The organism is Haloferax sp. s1 (genome assembly GCF_058382125.1).
Genome location: NZ_JBZRPK010000683.1, coordinates 1 through 15322, shown reverse-complemented (window position 1 = coordinate 15322; position 15322 = coordinate 1). Strand labels below are relative to the sequence as shown.

Here is a 15322-nt window from a genome sequence, read left to right as displayed (position 1 = left end):
GGACAAGGGCGACCGCAAGCTTCCCGAACTCCTCGACCGCATCTGCTCCGAAATCGAGGGCGACTTCCGCGTCCGCGTCGGGATGGCTAACCCCGGCGGCGTCCACGGCATTCGGCAGGAACTCGCCGACGTGTTCGCGGAGCACGACAAACTCTACAACTTCATTCACGCCCCCGTCCAGTCGGGGTCCGACGAGGTGCTCGAACACATGCGCCGCCAGCACCGCGTGGACAAGTTCAAGGAAATCGTCGAGACGTTCGACGAGACGCTCGACTACTGGACGCTCTCGACGGACTTCATCGTCGGCTACCCGACCGAGACCGACGAAGACCACGCCAAGTCGATGGACCTGCTCCGCGAGGTCCGCCCCGAGAAAATCAACGTCACGCGCTTTTCGAAGCGCCCCGGCACCGACGCCGCCGACCTGAAGGGTCTCGGCGGGACCATCAAGAAGGAACGCTCGAAGGAGATATCCGAAACGAAGATGGACATCGTCGCCGCCGCCTACGAGGATATGGTCGGGACGGAACACGACGTGCTCGTCGTCGAGGAAGGTACCGGCGACTCCGTGAAGTGCCGCGACGAAGCGTACCGCCAGATTATCGTCCAGAACGCGTCAGAACACGGGCTCGAACCCGGCGATTTCGCCCGTGTGAAGGTGACAGCCCACCAGACCGTCTACGCCTTCGGCGAACTGGTCGAAACGCGCGCCGGACCCGACCGCGAACGCGTGAGCGCCTGAACACACCGACTCACGCGACTACATCCAAGTTTTCCCGTTTACTCTTCGCGCCCGGAAACGCCGTCATCATCGACACGTAGAAACATTCCTTTCGACGCTGGCGCGGTCGGTTCGAACCCCCAGCGTTCGTAGTAGCCGTCTACGTCGGCCATGAGGTTCACGTACGCCGACGGCGGGGCTTCCCGGTCGAGGTAGTCGACGAGGGCATCCATGATACGGGTGCCGAGGCCCTGCCCTTGGTGCTCCGGGCGGACGGCAACGTCTACAATCTGAAAGACGGTTCCGCCGTCGCCGACGAGTCGGCCCATTCCGACGACGCGGTTACTGCCGTCGCCGTCGTCGCCACCGTCGAGGTCGTCAGTCCCTTCGTCGAGGACGATGCTAACGCCGAACGTCGTGTTCGGGACGCCGCGTTTCGCAGCGGCGAGCGAGCGGGAAGCCATTCCGGCGACCTCGCGGAGTTCGACGTACGTCTCTGGGTCCGGAAACTCGGGGACGAGGTGGTACTCAGTAGTCACAACCCGATAGAGACCACTCGGTCTCGTAACCGTTTCTCCCCCAAATACATCAACAGATTGATATCGATTCGAGCGGAGACGAGCACCTGTGTCAGCAGACAGTCCGTCATCCGCGCGTCTGTACGCCAAAGACGTCGCCGAAACGATTGCAGTGGTCGCCGCTGTTGGTGCCATTCTCTTCGCGGTTACCGGTGTCTGGCCACCCATGGTCGCCGTCGAGAGCCCGAGCATGGAACCGCACCTCGAACGCGGTGACCTCGTGCTCGTCACCGACGAGGGGCGGTACGCCGGTCCCGCGGCCGACACTAACAACATCATCACGGCGAACGAGAGCGAGGGATACGGACGTATCGGCGGTCGCGGCGATGTCATCGTGTACAAACAGCCGTCCAGAACGGACTCGCCGATAATCCATCGAGCAGTGTTCCATGTCCAAAAGGACGAGAACTGGTACGATAAGGCGAACAAGTCCTACGTTCTCGGCGCGGACTCGTGTTCGGAGTTACGCAACTGTCCCGCGCCGCACGCCGGATACATCACCCGCGGCGACAACAACGGCTACTACGACCAAGCGAACGACATCGCTCCGCCCGTCCGACCGAAGTGGATTCGGGCGAAAGCACAGTTCCATGTGCCGTATCTCGGTTCGATTCGACTCGAACTGCAAAAGCTGGCCTGAGGCCCGATAGCCTGACTGCGCCCAGTCGGTGCTGGCTCTTACTCGTCGAGACTGACTCCTACTCGTCGCCGCCGTCCGGGGAAAAGATGGTGTATCGGTCCGTGTCGGTGCCGTCTTTCCACTCGCCGAGTTCTTTCGGGTCCACATGGACGAACACGTCGTCTACTTCGTCTATTTCGCCGATGGCCTCTACGACCCACGTTTCGATGTCGTGGGCTTCCGTGATTGTCATGTCGCCTTCGACCTCGATGTGGAGGCTCACGTCGACCTCCGGGCCGACGTAGTGGGCGACTACGTCGTGTGCGCCGTACACGTCGGGGTGCGACAGCGCCGTCTGGACGATAAGGTCGCGGAGATACTCCGGCGGGGCGGCCCCAACGAGGTAGTTCACGTTGTCGCGGACGATTTCGTACCCGGTGTAGATGATGCCGATAGAGACGACCATCGCGGCGAGCGGGTCGAGAATCGGGTAACCGAACTGTGCACCGGCGACGCCGACGAGCGCCGCGCCCGCGGTGAGGATGTCGTTTCGGTTGTCGAGTCCGGCGGCGACGAGCGCCGGGGAGTTTTGCTCGCGTCCGACCGTGTAGCAGTAGCGATAGAGGAAGTATTTGAACAGTGCTGCGGCGACAAGAACGGCGGCACCGAGAACGCCAGCAGTTCCGCCGTAGGTTTCGGTGAGGATGCTACTCGTACTCTGCCAGAGAATCGCGCCGCCAGCCGCGAAGATACCGACAGCGACGAACAGCGAGACGAACGGTTCGATTCGCTCGTGTCCGTGCGGGTGCTCGAAGTCCGGCGGTTTCGTCGTGAGATAGAGTCCGCCGACGATAATCGCGCTGTAGACGGTGTCGGCGAGACTGTTGACGGCCTCCGACCCGAGTGCCAAACTGCCCGTCGTCCACCACACACTTCCCTTTCCGAGGACGAGAAGCACGTTCGCCACGAGGACGACGAGTCCCACTCGACGGATGGCCCGTTTCCGCTCCATTACCGTGGCCTTCGAGACACGGGTTGAAATGCTCTTCGGGCAATAGCGACCGTTTAGACGTGCTTCACAAGTGTTTTAGATTCAGTCTAATTCAAAGAAAACCGCGTCATTGTCGCCGTCCGTGACGGCTCCATCGAGACCCGCGAAGGCGTCAGAGAGTTGTTCGTAACTGTCGTCCAGCGCCTGCACGAGCACTTTCGTATCCGAGATGATTGGCATGAAGTTGGTGTCTCCGTTCCACCGCGGGACGACGTGGGTGTGAAGGTGGTCGTCGATAGAACCGCCGGCGGCCGACCCGCCGAGGTTTTCGCCTGTGTTGAACCCGTCGGGGTCGAACGCGGCATCGAGAGCGGCGAGCGTCCGTGATTTGAGTCGGGCGTGGTCGAGGAGTTCTTCGTCCGAGAGGTCGGCGAAGTCCCCGGTGTGACGGTACGGAATGACCATCACGTGGCCGGGGGCGTACGGGTAGTTGTTGAGGAGGACGAACGAGTGTTCGGAGCGGGCGACGATTTTGCTCTCGTCGTCGTCGCGCTCGGGGAGCGCACAGAAGGGACAGTTGTCGTCGTCCGAGTCGTCGGCGTCGGCCGCGTCCTGGTCGTCGTCGCGGGCGACCCGCTCGATGCGCCACGGCGCGAACAGTTGGTCCATGGCGGGAGAATGGCCCGAGGGATGCAAGCAGTTTCGGTCCTCGGTCTGCGCTCGAATAGGGGCGGTCCTCGGCCGAGCGATTACTTCGTGATGTTCTCGTAGCCGTCTTCGGTGACGATGACGGTATGTTCGGCCTGTCCGACCATCGCACCCTCTTCTTCCTTCAGGACGGGGTAGCCGCGGAGAACGCCCTGCTGTTCGAGGCGACGGATAGCCATCTCGGAGCGCCCGCCGTCGAACCAACGGGCCGCGAAGGGGAGCAGTTTGTACTTATCGCGCACTTCGTCGAGGAGTTGCCGCGACATTCGGTCGCGGACCGAGCGGTCGTTGACGAGGCTGTAAATCTCGTTTTTCGAGCCTTCGGTGACCTTTCCGGAGCCGTCAGTTGCGAACGGCTCGATGGCGACGACGTCGCCGACTTCGAGTTCGACGCCGCGGTCTGCGCCGCGGTTCGGGATGGTCGGGTCGGTGTGTGCGTCCCACTGCTCGACGCCGTGACCGGAGAGATTGAGCACCGGCGTGTAGCCGTAACCGCGAATCACGTCTTCGATTTCGGCACCAATCTTCCCCGTGTGTGCGCCAGCCTCGACCATATCGAGGGCGGCGTCGAGTGCCTCCTCTGCGGACTCGACGAGTTCGTCGTTGCCGGAAAGGTCGACGGTTACGGCCGAGTCGGCGATGTAGCCGTCGACGTGGACGCCGAGGTCCAGACAGACCATGTCCTCGCCGAAGACCGTGTCGTCGTCGCGGCCGGGACTCGCGTGAGACGCTTCTTCGTTGATGCTGATGTTGGCCGGGAACGCACAGCCGTCGGCGAGTTCGCGGATTCGCTCTTCCGCGTACTCGGCCACTTCGAGGTGGGTGACGCCCGGTTCGACCATCTCGGCCGACTCGTCCATCACCGTTCGGAGGCCCTCCCCTGCCTTCTGATACTTTTCGACCGTCTCGTCGTCGAGGGGTCCGATACTCATGACCGCGACTTTGCGGTCCCGCCGGAAAGCGATTGCGGGATACGTGAGGGTGTGGACGCGACGCCGTCGCCGAAAGTCTGACTCAGTCGTTGCTCCGAAACGCCTCGCTTTGGTCTGTCTCGGGTTGTCTCGGGACGCTCCTCTTGTTCCCCTGTCTATATAGGTCAATCCTCAGCAACTAGCAACCCTTTCTACCGCCCCACTCCCGAATAATCAAAGAGTCAGCGCCCACATGAGTGTTCCATCCTTCCACCCCGACGTCGCCGAACAGCACCTTCGAGTCGATATCGACGACTGGGACGACGTGTACGTCGTCGGCGACGTACACGGGTGTCTCTCTACGCTCGAACGACTCGTCGGCCGTCTCGAACCCTCGGACGACGACCTCGTCGTCTTCGTCGGCGACCTCGTTCGGAAGGGCCCGGACAGCAAAGGTGTTATCGACTACGTCCGCGGGCGCGACAATTTCCTGACTGTCCGCGGCAACAACGAGGAAAAACTCATCCGGGGCACGAAGGAGGTAGACTCGCTCACGGATGACGACCTTGCGTGGATTGAGGGCCTTCCAGTCGCCATCTCGTGGGACGGCGCGCTCGTCGTCCACGGCGGTGTCCACCCCGAAAAGCCGCTCGATGAGCACGACGTAGACGACCTCGAAACCACCCGTGCGATGAACCCCGGCGACAGCTACGACGGTCCCTTCTGGTTCGAACACTACGAGGGTCCCGACCGCGTCTTTTTCGGCCACACTGTGATGGCACATCCGGCGGTCTTCGAGTACGCGATGGGCCTCGACACTGGCGCGGTCTACGGCGGCGAACTCACGGCCTACGACTTCCACGCGAACGAACTCGTCTCCGTCGATGTGGAAGTCACCCACGAGTCGCGCAAGGACTCAAAGATTCTCGAGCCGGGCCAACCCGCGCTCGTCTGAATCCGAGCACACACAGCGCCGTGGTCGAAGTCGATGCTTCCCATGACGACCAGCCTAGATATTTGCAGAGACTATAGTAGCGTTTGCAAGTCAGTGGACACTCGCCCGACCGCTGTCGTGCAATCGGATGTGTCTCCAGTTGCAAACGCTACTATAGAATGCTGTCTCTCAGAAGTCTCAAAGTACTGAATTCACTCGAACTAGACAATCTACACACAGTTCTAAGCCACTCGGGCGAGTACTCTTAGCCATGGCTGACACTGGTCCAACCCTCGTCTCGATACCCGTCGATGACGTGGAGTTAGAAGGCGACCTCAGGGTTCCTGACGGTGCGTCGGGACTCGTGGTGTTCGCCCATGGAAGCGGAAGCAGTCGGAAGAGTCCGCGAAACAACTTCGTTGCGGAGGTCATCCGCGACCACGGTCTCGGGACGCTCTTGTTCGACCTCCTGACGGAAAGAGAAGACCAAGTCTACGAAAACCGGTTCGACATCCCGCTTTTGACAGAGCGCCTTCTCGGCGCGACCGAATGGCTCCGTGAACGCGACGAGACCGCGGACCTCGAATACGGCTACTTCGGTTCGAGCACGGGTGCAGCGGCGGCCCTTCGTGCGGCGGCCGACCTCGGAGAACAGGCGGGTGCCGTCGTCTCGCGCGGCGGCCGCGTCGACCTCGCCGAATCTCGACTCGGTGACGTGTCCGCACCCACGCTGTTCATCGTCGGTGGCGCGGACGAGCAAGTGCTCGAACTCAACCGCGAGGCGCTCACTCAACTCGACTGTGAGAAGTCGTTAGAAACCGTGCCCGGCGCGGGTCACCTGTTCGAAGGTCCCGGCGAACTGGACGAAGTCGCCGACTTCGCCGCCAACTGGTTCGAGAAGCACCTCGGGTGAGTGCTCTGGTTGCGCCGACCCCGATTTGGTGTCGTCAGAACCCTTCGACCAGTCGTTCTAGCTGTTCCGGTGGGACGGCACCGCGAGCGGCGTAGCCGTCGTAGGCGAACGTCGGCACACCCGTCACGCCGTGGCGCTGCGCCTCGGCGAACTGCTCGTGGACTTCCTCGAAAAGTGCGTCGTCGTCGAGTGCAGAGCGAATCTCGTCCCCCTCGATGCCTGCATCCTCGGCGAGTTCGACCAACAGTTCTTCGTCGCCGATATCCGCACCGTCCTGCCAGAGTGCGTCGAAGATGGACACGTCGAACGCCAGCCACGTCTCGGTATCGTAGTGTTGCTTGACGTAGTACGAGGCCACCTGCGCCGGGAGTGAGTCGATATCGGTGGCAATGTCTAACGTCATGTCGACGCCGTACTTTTCCTGTAGCCGTCGGACGCCCTGTTTCGCCTGTTCGAAATACTCGTCGTCTTTCCCGTCATCGACGGAGAAGTCGATGCTCCCGTCGGGTCGTCGTTTGTGGCTTCGGAGGTCGAACGGGTGCCAGTCGATGTCCAGTTCGTCTTCTCGCGTCTCCTGATAGCGCTTTAGCGACTCGCGGCCGAGGTAGCAAAACGGACAGACGTAGTCCGAATAGATGGTAATGTAGTCGGGGTCGGTCTCGCTCATACATACTTGTATCCGTCACGGTTACAAAAACGAATTGCTTGGCTGTGTGGCATCGTCTCCACACCCGGTGGACATCCCGAGTGACAGCCTACCGAGACGCCGTGCTCGTCTGCATTTCGTCGGCGTTGAACGCCGAACCGAATCCCTCGTCGTCGAGGAGGATGACGCCCGCGGACGAGCCGGTGAGCTCGCCGAACTCTTGAATCGCGAGGTCTGCGGCGGTCTGTGCGTCACAGCCGCGTTCGACGTGGCGGACTGCTCGGCGAGCGAGCGTCACGCGAGCGATGTCTTCGCCCGCGCCCGTCGTGGACGCGCCGCCCGCGGGAGAAGCGTAGAAGCCGGAGCCGATTTGCGGCACGTCGCCGACGCGTCCGGCGAGTGCGAACCAGCGGCCGCCGGTCGAAGTCGCGGAGGCGAACGTCTCGCCGTCCGTGGCAACCGCGCCGACCGTATCGTGGCCGGGGAGGTCAGCGTCGTGCGCCGAGCGGTCGAGACTGCCGGGAGAGAGGCATCCGTCGCTCGCTTTCGCTGTCGGGTCACTCGTACTGCCACCGAAGCGGTCGGCGAGCCACGAGAGGTGCTCCGTGGGCGAACCCTCGGGCGCATCGGCCGCCTCCCAGCGCTCGCGGGTATCCTCGGTAAACAGGTCGACGCCCGTTTCGACGCCCACGTCGGCGGCGAAGTCCACTGCCGGTTCACCCGACAGGAGGACGTGCGGCGTCTCTTCGAGGACCGCCCGAGCGACTGAGACGGCGTGTTCGACACCGGTCATCCCCGACGCAGCGCCCGCCTGCCGGTCGCTCAGCATGATTCCGGCATCGGTTCGGACGACGCCATCCGACTGCACCGCGCCGCCGACACCGGCGTTGAAGCGGCGGTTCGATTCGAGAACACGTACCGCAGATTCGACCGCAGAAAGCGGGTCCGACTCGGCGACGCCGGCGTTTGCTGCTTCGTCGAGAACGTCCTGCCGTGGCTCCGGTTCGTCGGGAATCTCGCCCGCGCCACCGTGAACGATAATACGCATACGAGGGTGCTATCGGAGGGTCTGTGTAAACGTATCGAACGAGCCGTGTTCAGGCGAGATTTGCGAATCGGCGGAGAGAACGGCAGGACTTTTACATCGTACTCAAAATCCCTCATTGTTCATGAGCTACGACCAGATTGAGGTTCCTGCAGACGGCGAGAAAATCACGGTCGATGAAGAAACGGGTGAACTCTCTGTTCCTGACAACCCGATTATTCCGATTATTCACGGGGACGGAATCGGAACTGACGTCGGCCCGGCCGCACAGAAGGTCCTCGACGCTGCCGCAGAGGCAACGGGGCGTTCTGTATCCTGGATGCGAGTCTACGCCGGTTCATCTGCCCGCGACAAGTACGACGAAAACCTTCCCGTAGACACGGTCAGCGCCATCCGCGACCACCGCGTCGCCATCAAGGGCCCGCTCACGACGCCGGTCGGTGCAGGCTTCCGCTCGCTCAACGTCGCGCTCCGCAAAAAGCTCGACCTCTACGCGAACGTCCGTCCGACCTACCACCTCGACGGTGTCCCGTCGCCGGTCAAGAACCCCTCGGCGATGGACATGGTCACGTTCCGTGAGAACACCGAAGACGTGTACGCCGGCATCGAGTGGGAAGCCGGTACCGACGAAGTCCAGCAGGTCAAGGAGTTCGTCGAAGACGAGATGGGCGCAGAGGGCGTCATCCACGACGGTCCCGTCGGCATCGGCATCAAGCCCATCACCGAGTTCGGGACGAAGCGTCTCGTTCGCGAGGCAATCGAGTACGCCATCGAGAACGACCGTCCCTCCGTCACCCTCGTCCACAAGGGTAACATCATGAAGTTCACCGAGGGTGCCTTCCGTGACTGGGGCTACGAACTCGCAGAAGAGGAGTTCGGCGATGTCACCATCACCGAAGACGAACTTTGGGAGGAGTACGACGGCGAGCGTCCCGAGGACAAGATTGTCGTCAAGGACCGCATCGCCGACAACATGCTCCAACAGCTTCTCACCCGCACCGCCGACTACGACGTCATCGCCACGATGAACCTCAACGGCGACTACATGTCCGACGCCGCCGGCGCACAGATTGGTGGTCTCGGCATCGCACCCGGCGCGAACTTCGGTGAGGGCCTCTGTCTCGCAGAGCCGGTCCACGGCTCCGCGCCCAAGTACGCAGGCGAGGACAAGGTCAACCCGACCGCGATGATTCTCTCCGGCCGTCTCATGTTCGAGTACATGGGCTGGAAGGACGCCGGCAAGCTCATCCGCGACGCCGTCGAGAAGACCATCTCCGAGGGCGACGTCACGTACGACCTCCACCGCCAGATCGAAGGCGGCAACAAGCTCGCAACGAGCGAGTACGCGGACAAGGTCGTCGAAAATATTCACGAATTAGCGTAAACTAATTCGTGGGTCTGCCGAGCTTTGCTCGGCCACTATTCACGAACTCGCGTAAGCCAACGAACTCCCTTCAGAGGCTGTTTCTGGCCTCAATTTCTCCGCTTTCACAGCCGGTTCGGGTCCCGCCGTAACGTCGCAACCCGGTCCCACAGCGGCCGAACGATACCGAAGACGACAGCACCGGCGGTGTCGGCGACGATGTCGATACCCGTGTCTTCGAGATAGAACGAGAGCGACCAATTGACCCAGAAGTCGGTGAAGAGTCGCTCGTACACCTCGAACCACGTCCCGATGGCGGCGACAGCCATCGGAAGGACGACGAGAAGCGCGAGACGCGACCGAAGCAGTCGCGGTTCGAGGACGTACAGCACCGCCGCAACGCCGAACCCGGATGCGGCGTGGACGAAGATGTCCCACCACCAGATGCGGGTGTAGAGGAAAAGCGCCATGCTCGTAAAGTGCGTCGCGGTCACGAGGGTACCCCACACGGCGACGACGGCCATCTCTCGTGGACGGTCCTCCCACCGCGAGAGCACCATCTCGTCCCACACCCGCCTCAGCATTCGAGTCGGAGCAAGTGCTGTGCGCTGAGCGAGCTGCATTGCATCTGACTCTGAGTGGTATTGACAAACGGTCGCATAGAAGAGTAATGGAGAATCTGTAATATGTACGTTACTCCCGGGGAAAACAGGTTCCGGCTTAAATTAATATCCCACGCAACCGAGTTTCAGCCGAGAGTCAGTCCGAACGGCCGACTCAGTCGGTCTCAGACTGCGGTTGCTCGCCGCCATCGGACCGGAGTCGTTTGGATGGTTCTGTTGAAGCCGCCTCCAGTTTCGAACCGACCGCGACCGTGGGCCGTCTGGTGAGACTGTTGACGAAGGCGACGAACACGAGTCCGCCGAGAACGTCGACGACGAGGTCGACGAGAGTGTCTTCGACGTAGTACGCCATCGACCAGCCGTACCAGAAGTCCTTGAACAGGTATTCGTACACCTCGAATCCTGCGCCGATAGCGAGGATGAGAGTGCCGACGACCACCGGCGCGCGAGTATCCTCGAATAGTCGCGGAAAGACCAGGAACAGGACGCCTGCGACGCCGAATCCGGAGAGCGTATGGGTGAGAAGGTCCCACCACCAGAGTTTCGTGTAAATATCGTACGCGAGACCTCCGAAGTGGAGCGCGCTGACGAAGACCGCCCAGACACCGACGAATACCCAGAGCCACGGCTTGCGTGCGAGTTCGCGGCGATTCATGGTCACCTGTGGCTCGCTTCCGTGGGTGGTGTGTTCGACGTGCTGGACGCTGTCCATGGAGGATATACGCGGGGAGAGGGCATAGTTGGGGACTACTGTCAAGTGAGTAGTGATACTCCCTTGATAAATGCTTTCTCCTAAGAGTTTCCTCTCAACAGGTCCCGAACGTTCAAATTCGAAGCGGCGAAATGCACGGCTATGTACGCGGTCGTGGGGTGTACGGACTGTGCGAACATGTGGTTGCTCTCGGACCCACGAGAGTCGAAGACAGCGACGTGTCCGCGCTGCGGCAGGCGACACCAGACGAAGAAACTCAGGCACTTTTTCGAGTCGAAGGACCGGGACGCCGCCAGACAGGCGCGCTCGGCCCTCTTGGCGAAGAAGCACGGCGACAGTGAGGCGTTCGCGGAGGTTGCACACGTCTCGGAACTCGACCGGCAGGTCGACGAATCGGGCGTCGACGACCGCGAATATCTCGAAGGGTCGGGTCTCGACGCCGACGAGGTGTTCGAGGCGGGCGAGAAGGCAACACGGGGTCGAAATTCGGCGACGGGGTCGGCCGACCGCTTAACCATCGTCCGCGAGGCGATTCAGGACGGCGACCGACCGACTGAGGAGGAAATCGTCGCCGCCGCGAGCGACCGAGGCGTCCCGGAAGAGCGCGCTCGCGACCTCCTCGACAAACTCCGACGGCGCGGAGAAGTGTCGGAATCGCGGGGTCGACACCGCTTGCTCTGACCAGCGGCGACTCGGTGGTTCGGTAGTTCGGTGGGTGGACTCAGAGTACACCGAGGAGTTTTGCGACCGTCAGACCGGACGCGACGATTCCCAACGTCAGCTTCACCAACTTGAGCGCGAGGGCGAGTCGCCGCACCTCGTGGTGTTCGTCGGACGATTCTGTGCCGGTGCTGAGGCGAGGGACAGACATGGGAGGGGATGGGATGTGGACACGCCCGCGGGTGCCCCCCGACGGACGCATTTTAATCGTTCTGCCGGGACGGGAGTAAAACCGAGCCACGGATGCGGAGTGAAAGTGAAAGTGGACGAGAGACTACCAATTTAGCTGACCAATAGGCTGTAAAGCACTCACGGCCGCCGATTCAAAATCATACGCCGAGTGAAAGTAAAGACGCAGATGTGTGCTGTTCGGAGTGCTGCTCGGACTGGAATCTCTCCCGAACGCGTTCAATCGGACCGGTTCTGTACCATGTCCTCGTCGCCGCCCTCAGAACAGAATGCTATCGTAGGCGGCCGTCGCAATGCCACCAATCACCCGTTCGCAGTGCGGGCAAACAACCAACTCGGAAGAGCCAGTGCTACTTTCGCTTATTCGCAGGAATCCGACTTTATCGTCGGTAGTTATTCGCTTGTCACACTCGGGGCAGCGCGCACTATCGACAAATGTAAATCCTATGTATAGTTTTGAGAACCGACACGGTATGGTATCTTCTCAATACTTTTTCGGGGTGACCCCGCGTCGAACGACCGAGTACACGCGGCGTGTCTGTTCTCGGTGGCTGTTGTGGCTGTTCCGCCGAGTAGCCTCCTACGCCGCCTTACCGACCGAGGTCGGCGTGCGCGCTGGAGAGGTGCCGCGAGGCGAGCGCGGAGAGAAGTGAGAGTTCGCCAGCGAGCGAGCCGACGGCGATTGCTTCCGCGAGCGCGTCGGCGTTCGAACCCGCCGGGTCGCCGCCGCCGCGGACGCCGAGGATGTCGAGTCCTTCGGCTTGGGTCGGGAGCTTCGTCCCGCCGCCGACGGTGCCGACTTCGAGCGAGGCGATAGAGACGGAGACGTAGAGGTCGCCACCGGACTCCGTCCGGTGAGCCTCCGAGTCCCCCGACTCGGAGACGCCCTCCTGTACCTCGGCGGTCGTGATGGCGTTCGCGCCCTCGACGACCTGCGCTTCGTCCTGCCCGGTAGCGAGGAACATCGCGGCGACGACGTTTGCGACGTGGGCGTTGAAGCCGAGGCTCGCGGCCTTCGCCGAGCCGATGAGGTTCTTGCGCGTGTTGAGTTCCGCGATGGCCTCGGGCGTCGTGTGGAGGCGCTCTTCGACGACTTCCCGCGGGATGCGCACGTCGGCGGTGACGCTGCGGCCGCGGCCTTCGACGGCGTTGATGGCGGCGGGCTTCTTGTCGGTACAGAGGTTGCCCGAGAGGGCGACGAGGGAGGCGGTCGTCTCTTCTTCGACGAGGTCACACGCCGCACCCGTGGCGATGGTCACCATGTTCATCCCCATGGCGTCCTTCGTGTCGTAGCGGAAGCGCAGGTAGACTGAGTTGCCGACGACGTAGGGCGTCACGTCGAGGAGTTCGCCGTGGTTCGTCGTCTCCTCGGCGGCGTCTTTCAGCGCCTCGAAGTTGTCGCGGGTCCACGAGACGAGGGCTTCGGCCTCGGCGACGTCGGCGACGCGGAAGACCGGCGCGCGGGTCATCCCGGACTTGAGGACGCGAGCGGTCGCGCCGCCGGCGCTGTTGATGGCCGAACAGCCGCGGTTGACGGATGCGAGAAGCGCGCCCTCGGTGGTTGCGAGCGGGAGGTACTTCTCGCCGGAGACGGCACTGCCGTCGATGGTGACGGGGCCGGCGATGCCCATCGGTACCTGAATCGTACCGACCATGTTTTCGATGGCCGTCTCGGCGTCTTCGGCGGGGAAGCCGTAGTTCCCGACCGAGTCGAGCGACGCACCCGTGTCCTCTTCGACGAGGAGGCGGCGAGCCTCAGTGGCGGTGTCGGCATCGGCGTGTGCTTCGAGTTCGTGAAGGCGGAGTTCGCCCGCTCGAACGCGGTCGGCGAGAGACGCAGCGTCTGTCATGCTCCGACGTTTTCCGCGCCGGCCCTAACGGTTTCCGGTTCTGTGGATGGCACAGTCGTAACTGGGAGTCGGGCACTCGACTTCGCTCCTTCCCGAACGATTTTGCCCTCCCGCATCGGGGTCGAATGTATGACTGCGGCAGCGGACCTCGTACTGACGAACGCCGAGGTACACACCCTCGAATCACCGGACGAGACCCACGAAGCGGTCGCTATCCGCGGTGGCGAGATTGTCCGCGTCGGCCGCGCCTACGACGTAGAACTACTCGTTGGTGTCGAAACGACCGTCATCGACTGCGAGGGCCGAGTCGTCCTCCCCGGATTCATCGACGCTCACACCCACCTCCCGATGGTCGGCCGGTCGCTCGTCCACGCCGACCTCTCGGGAGCTGATTCGGCCGCGGAGGCTGTCGACCTGCTCCGCGACCGAGCAGCCGAGGTTGGTGACAGTGACGGTGGCTCCGACGCCGTGGATTCGGAGGCACGCCGGACAACGTCCGGCGGTGACTGGGTGCTCGGGTTCGGCTACGACGAGAGTACGTGGGACGAATCGCGCTACCTCACCCGCGAGGACCTCGATTCCGTCTCCGAAACGGCTCCAGTTGTCGCCTTCCGCGAAGACCTCCACACCGTCGGCGTCAACTCGGTCGTCCTCGACCGCTACGGCGACGAGATGCCCAGCGAGGGCGTCCAGACCGAAGGTGGCGAGCCGACGGGGGTCGTCGTCGAGGAGGCGGTCGACGTGCTCTGGGAAGCGACCGAACCAGACCGTGAGGAGATGACGAAACTCGTCCGCGCGGCACAGGAGTACGCGACCGCCCGCGGAGTCACCGGCGTTCACGACATGGTCCGCGGCTCTCGCGCTCCCGAAGTCTACCGCAACCTCGCCGCCGCGGGCGAGTTAGACCTCCGCGTCCGAATCAACTACTGGTCGGACCACCTCGATTCCCTACGCGAGATTGGCTTGCGGACGAACCACGGTAGCGACCTCGTGCAGGTCGGCGCGATAAAGTCGTTCACCGACGGAAGCTTCGGCGGCCGAACCGCGAAGCTCTCCGAACCGTACACTGACGCCGATACCAACGCCGCGGAGGAGGACGAGAGCGGAACGGGCCAGTGGGTCGTCGCCCCCGACGAACTCCGCGAGTTGGTCGCCGGCGCCGACGAGTCGGGCTACCAATTCACTGCCCACGCTATCGGCGACGTGGCTATCGACACTGTCCTTTCGGCCTACGCGGAAACGTCGGACCCGGAGACCGCCCGCCACCGTGTCGAGCACGTCGAACTCGCCTCGGACGAGGCCATCGAAGCGTTCGCCGAGTTGGGCGTCGTCGCCTCCGTCCAGCCGAATTTCCTGAAGTGGGCCGGTGAAGACGGACTCTACGATGCCCGACTCGGCGACCGACGCCTCCGGACGAACCGCTACCGCGACCTGCTCGACGCTGGTGTCGACCTCGCGTTCGGGAGCGACTGTATGCCGCTCGGCCCGCTTTTCGGTATCGACCTCGCCACCGACCACCCGAACCCCGACCAGTCGCTCACCGTGACCGAAGCGCTTCATGCGTACACGTCCGGGGCCGCTTACGCCGGATTCGACGAGGACCGACTGGGAACCATCGAAGTCGGTACCGCCGCCGACCTCGTCGTCCTCGACGAGTCGCCGTGGGAAGCCACGTCGATTCGGGACATCGACATTTCGCTGACTCTCGTTGACGGTCACGTCGTTTTTGACGGCCGAACATAACGCGCTCTGCTCGCTCGACCCGCCCGACTCGCCTGCTCTGCCCGACTCGCCTGCTC

17 protein-coding genes are annotated in these 15322 nt (G+C 62.7%); 7 read left to right on the top strand and 10 right to left on the bottom strand.

All coding sequences use genetic code 11. The annotated features are described in order from the left end of the window. A partial coding sequence (locus tag QT222_RS17340; protein ID WP_491477893.1) for a radical SAM protein occupies window positions 1-742 on the top strand: 742 nt, incomplete at its 5' end. A gap of 38 nt (window positions 743-780) precedes the next feature. On the opposite strand, the gene QT222_RS17335 is transcribed toward QT222_RS17340, so the two are convergent. Further along, a complete protein-coding gene (locus QT222_RS17335; protein ID WP_004060102.1) occupies window positions 781-1260 on the bottom strand; it encodes a GNAT family N-acetyltransferase in 480 nt (159 codons plus the stop codon). 88 nt (window positions 1261-1348) lie between these two features. On the opposite strand from QT222_RS17335, the gene QT222_RS17330 reads away from it, so the two are divergent. Then, the gene (locus tag QT222_RS17330) at window positions 1349-1939 is read left to right on the top strand and encodes a S26 family signal peptidase (protein ID WP_491477892.1); all 591 of its coding nucleotides are present in this window, start codon (window positions 1349-1351) and stop codon (window positions 1937-1939) included. A 58-nt stretch (window positions 1940-1997) separates the two neighbouring features. Here the strand turns inward: QT222_RS17330 and QT222_RS17325 are convergent, their stop codons facing one another. From QT222_RS17325 to map, 3 genes are all read right to left on the bottom strand, one after another. After that, the gene (locus tag QT222_RS17325; protein ID WP_004060098.1) at window positions 1998-2930 is read right to left on the bottom strand and encodes a cation diffusion facilitator family transporter; all 933 of its coding nucleotides are present in this window, start codon (window positions 2928-2930) and stop codon (window positions 1998-2000) included. 81 nt (window positions 2931-3011) lie between these two features. After that, complete coding sequence (locus QT222_RS17320; RefSeq protein WP_491477891.1) at window positions 3012-3578, bottom strand: HIT family protein; 567 nt, start codon at window positions 3576-3578, stop codon at window positions 3012-3014. Between the two features lie 80 nt (window positions 3579-3658). Continuing rightward, entirely contained in the window at window positions 3659-4549 is an 891-nt protein-coding gene (gene map, locus QT222_RS17315) for a type II methionyl aminopeptidase (protein ID WP_491477890.1), read from the bottom strand. 232 nt (window positions 4550-4781) lie between these two features. On the opposite strand from map, the gene QT222_RS17310 reads away from it, so the two are divergent. Both QT222_RS17310 and QT222_RS17305 read left to right on the top strand, forming a co-directional pair. Further along, window positions 4782-5483, top strand: a complete 702-nt coding sequence (locus QT222_RS17310) for a metallophosphoesterase family protein (RefSeq protein ID WP_004060091.1) — start codon at window positions 4782-4784, stop codon at window positions 5481-5483. A 250-nt stretch (window positions 5484-5733) separates the two neighbouring features. Further along, window positions 5734-6375 (top strand): dienelactone hydrolase family protein, encoded by a 642-nt coding sequence (locus tag QT222_RS17305; RefSeq protein WP_491477889.1) that lies wholly within the window; start codon window positions 5734-5736, stop codon window positions 6373-6375. A 34-nt stretch (window positions 6376-6409) separates the two neighbouring features. On the opposite strand, the gene QT222_RS17300 is transcribed toward QT222_RS17305, so the two are convergent. Then, entirely contained in the window at window positions 6410-7042 is a 633-nt protein-coding gene (locus QT222_RS17300) for a DsbA family oxidoreductase (protein ID WP_004060088.1), read from the bottom strand. An 88-nt stretch (window positions 7043-7130) separates the two neighbouring features. Further along, the gene (locus QT222_RS17295; RefSeq protein WP_004060086.1) at window positions 7131-8069 is read right to left on the bottom strand and encodes an isoaspartyl peptidase/L-asparaginase; all 939 of its coding nucleotides are present in this window, start codon (window positions 8067-8069) and stop codon (window positions 7131-7133) included. Window positions 8070-8190: 121 nt separating this feature from the next. On the opposite strand from QT222_RS17295, the gene icd reads away from it, so the two are divergent. Further along, window positions 8191-9450: an isocitrate dehydrogenase (NADP(+)) gene (icd, locus tag QT222_RS17290; RefSeq protein WP_004060084.1), complete on the top strand. Its 1260-nt coding sequence runs from the start codon at window positions 8191-8193 to the stop codon at window positions 9448-9450. Between the two features lie 104 nt (window positions 9451-9554). On the opposite strand, the gene QT222_RS17285 is transcribed toward icd, so the two are convergent. Together QT222_RS17285 and QT222_RS17280 are read right to left on the bottom strand one after the other, a co-directional pair. Further along, window positions 9555-10013 carry a DUF2238 domain-containing protein gene (locus QT222_RS17285; protein ID WP_049917510.1) on the bottom strand — a complete coding sequence of 153 codons (459 nt, stop codon included), beginning with the start codon at window positions 10011-10013 and terminating at the stop codon, window positions 9555-9557. A 193-nt stretch (window positions 10014-10206) separates the two neighbouring features. Beyond that, a complete protein-coding gene (locus tag QT222_RS17280; RefSeq protein ID WP_179955380.1) occupies window positions 10207-10707 on the bottom strand; it encodes a DUF2238 domain-containing protein in 501 nt (166 codons plus the stop codon). A gap of 198 nt (window positions 10708-10905) precedes the next feature. On the opposite strand from QT222_RS17280, the gene QT222_RS17275 reads away from it, so the two are divergent. Further along, window positions 10906-11445 (top strand): DUF5817 domain-containing protein, encoded by a 540-nt coding sequence (locus tag QT222_RS17275; RefSeq protein ID WP_491477888.1) that lies wholly within the window; start codon window positions 10906-10908, stop codon window positions 11443-11445. A gap of 40 nt (window positions 11446-11485) precedes the next feature. On the opposite strand, the gene QT222_RS17270 is transcribed toward QT222_RS17275, so the two are convergent. Next, window positions 11486-11686 carry a hypothetical protein gene (locus QT222_RS17270; RefSeq protein ID WP_491477887.1) on the bottom strand — a complete coding sequence of 67 codons (201 nt, stop codon included), beginning with the start codon at window positions 11684-11686 and terminating at the stop codon, window positions 11486-11488. 577 nt (window positions 11687-12263) lie between these two features. After that, on the bottom strand, window positions 12264-13523 hold the full coding sequence (hmgA, locus tag QT222_RS17265; RefSeq protein WP_491477886.1) for a hydroxymethylglutaryl-CoA reductase (NADPH): 1260 nt from the start codon (window positions 13521-13523) through the stop codon (window positions 12264-12266). Between the two features lie 129 nt (window positions 13524-13652). Between hmgA and QT222_RS17260 the strand changes: the two genes are divergently transcribed. Continuing rightward, a complete protein-coding gene (locus QT222_RS17260) occupies window positions 13653-15266 on the top strand; it encodes an amidohydrolase (protein ID WP_491477885.1) in 1614 nt (537 codons plus the stop codon). The last annotated feature ends 56 nt before the right edge of the window (window positions 15267-15322 follow it).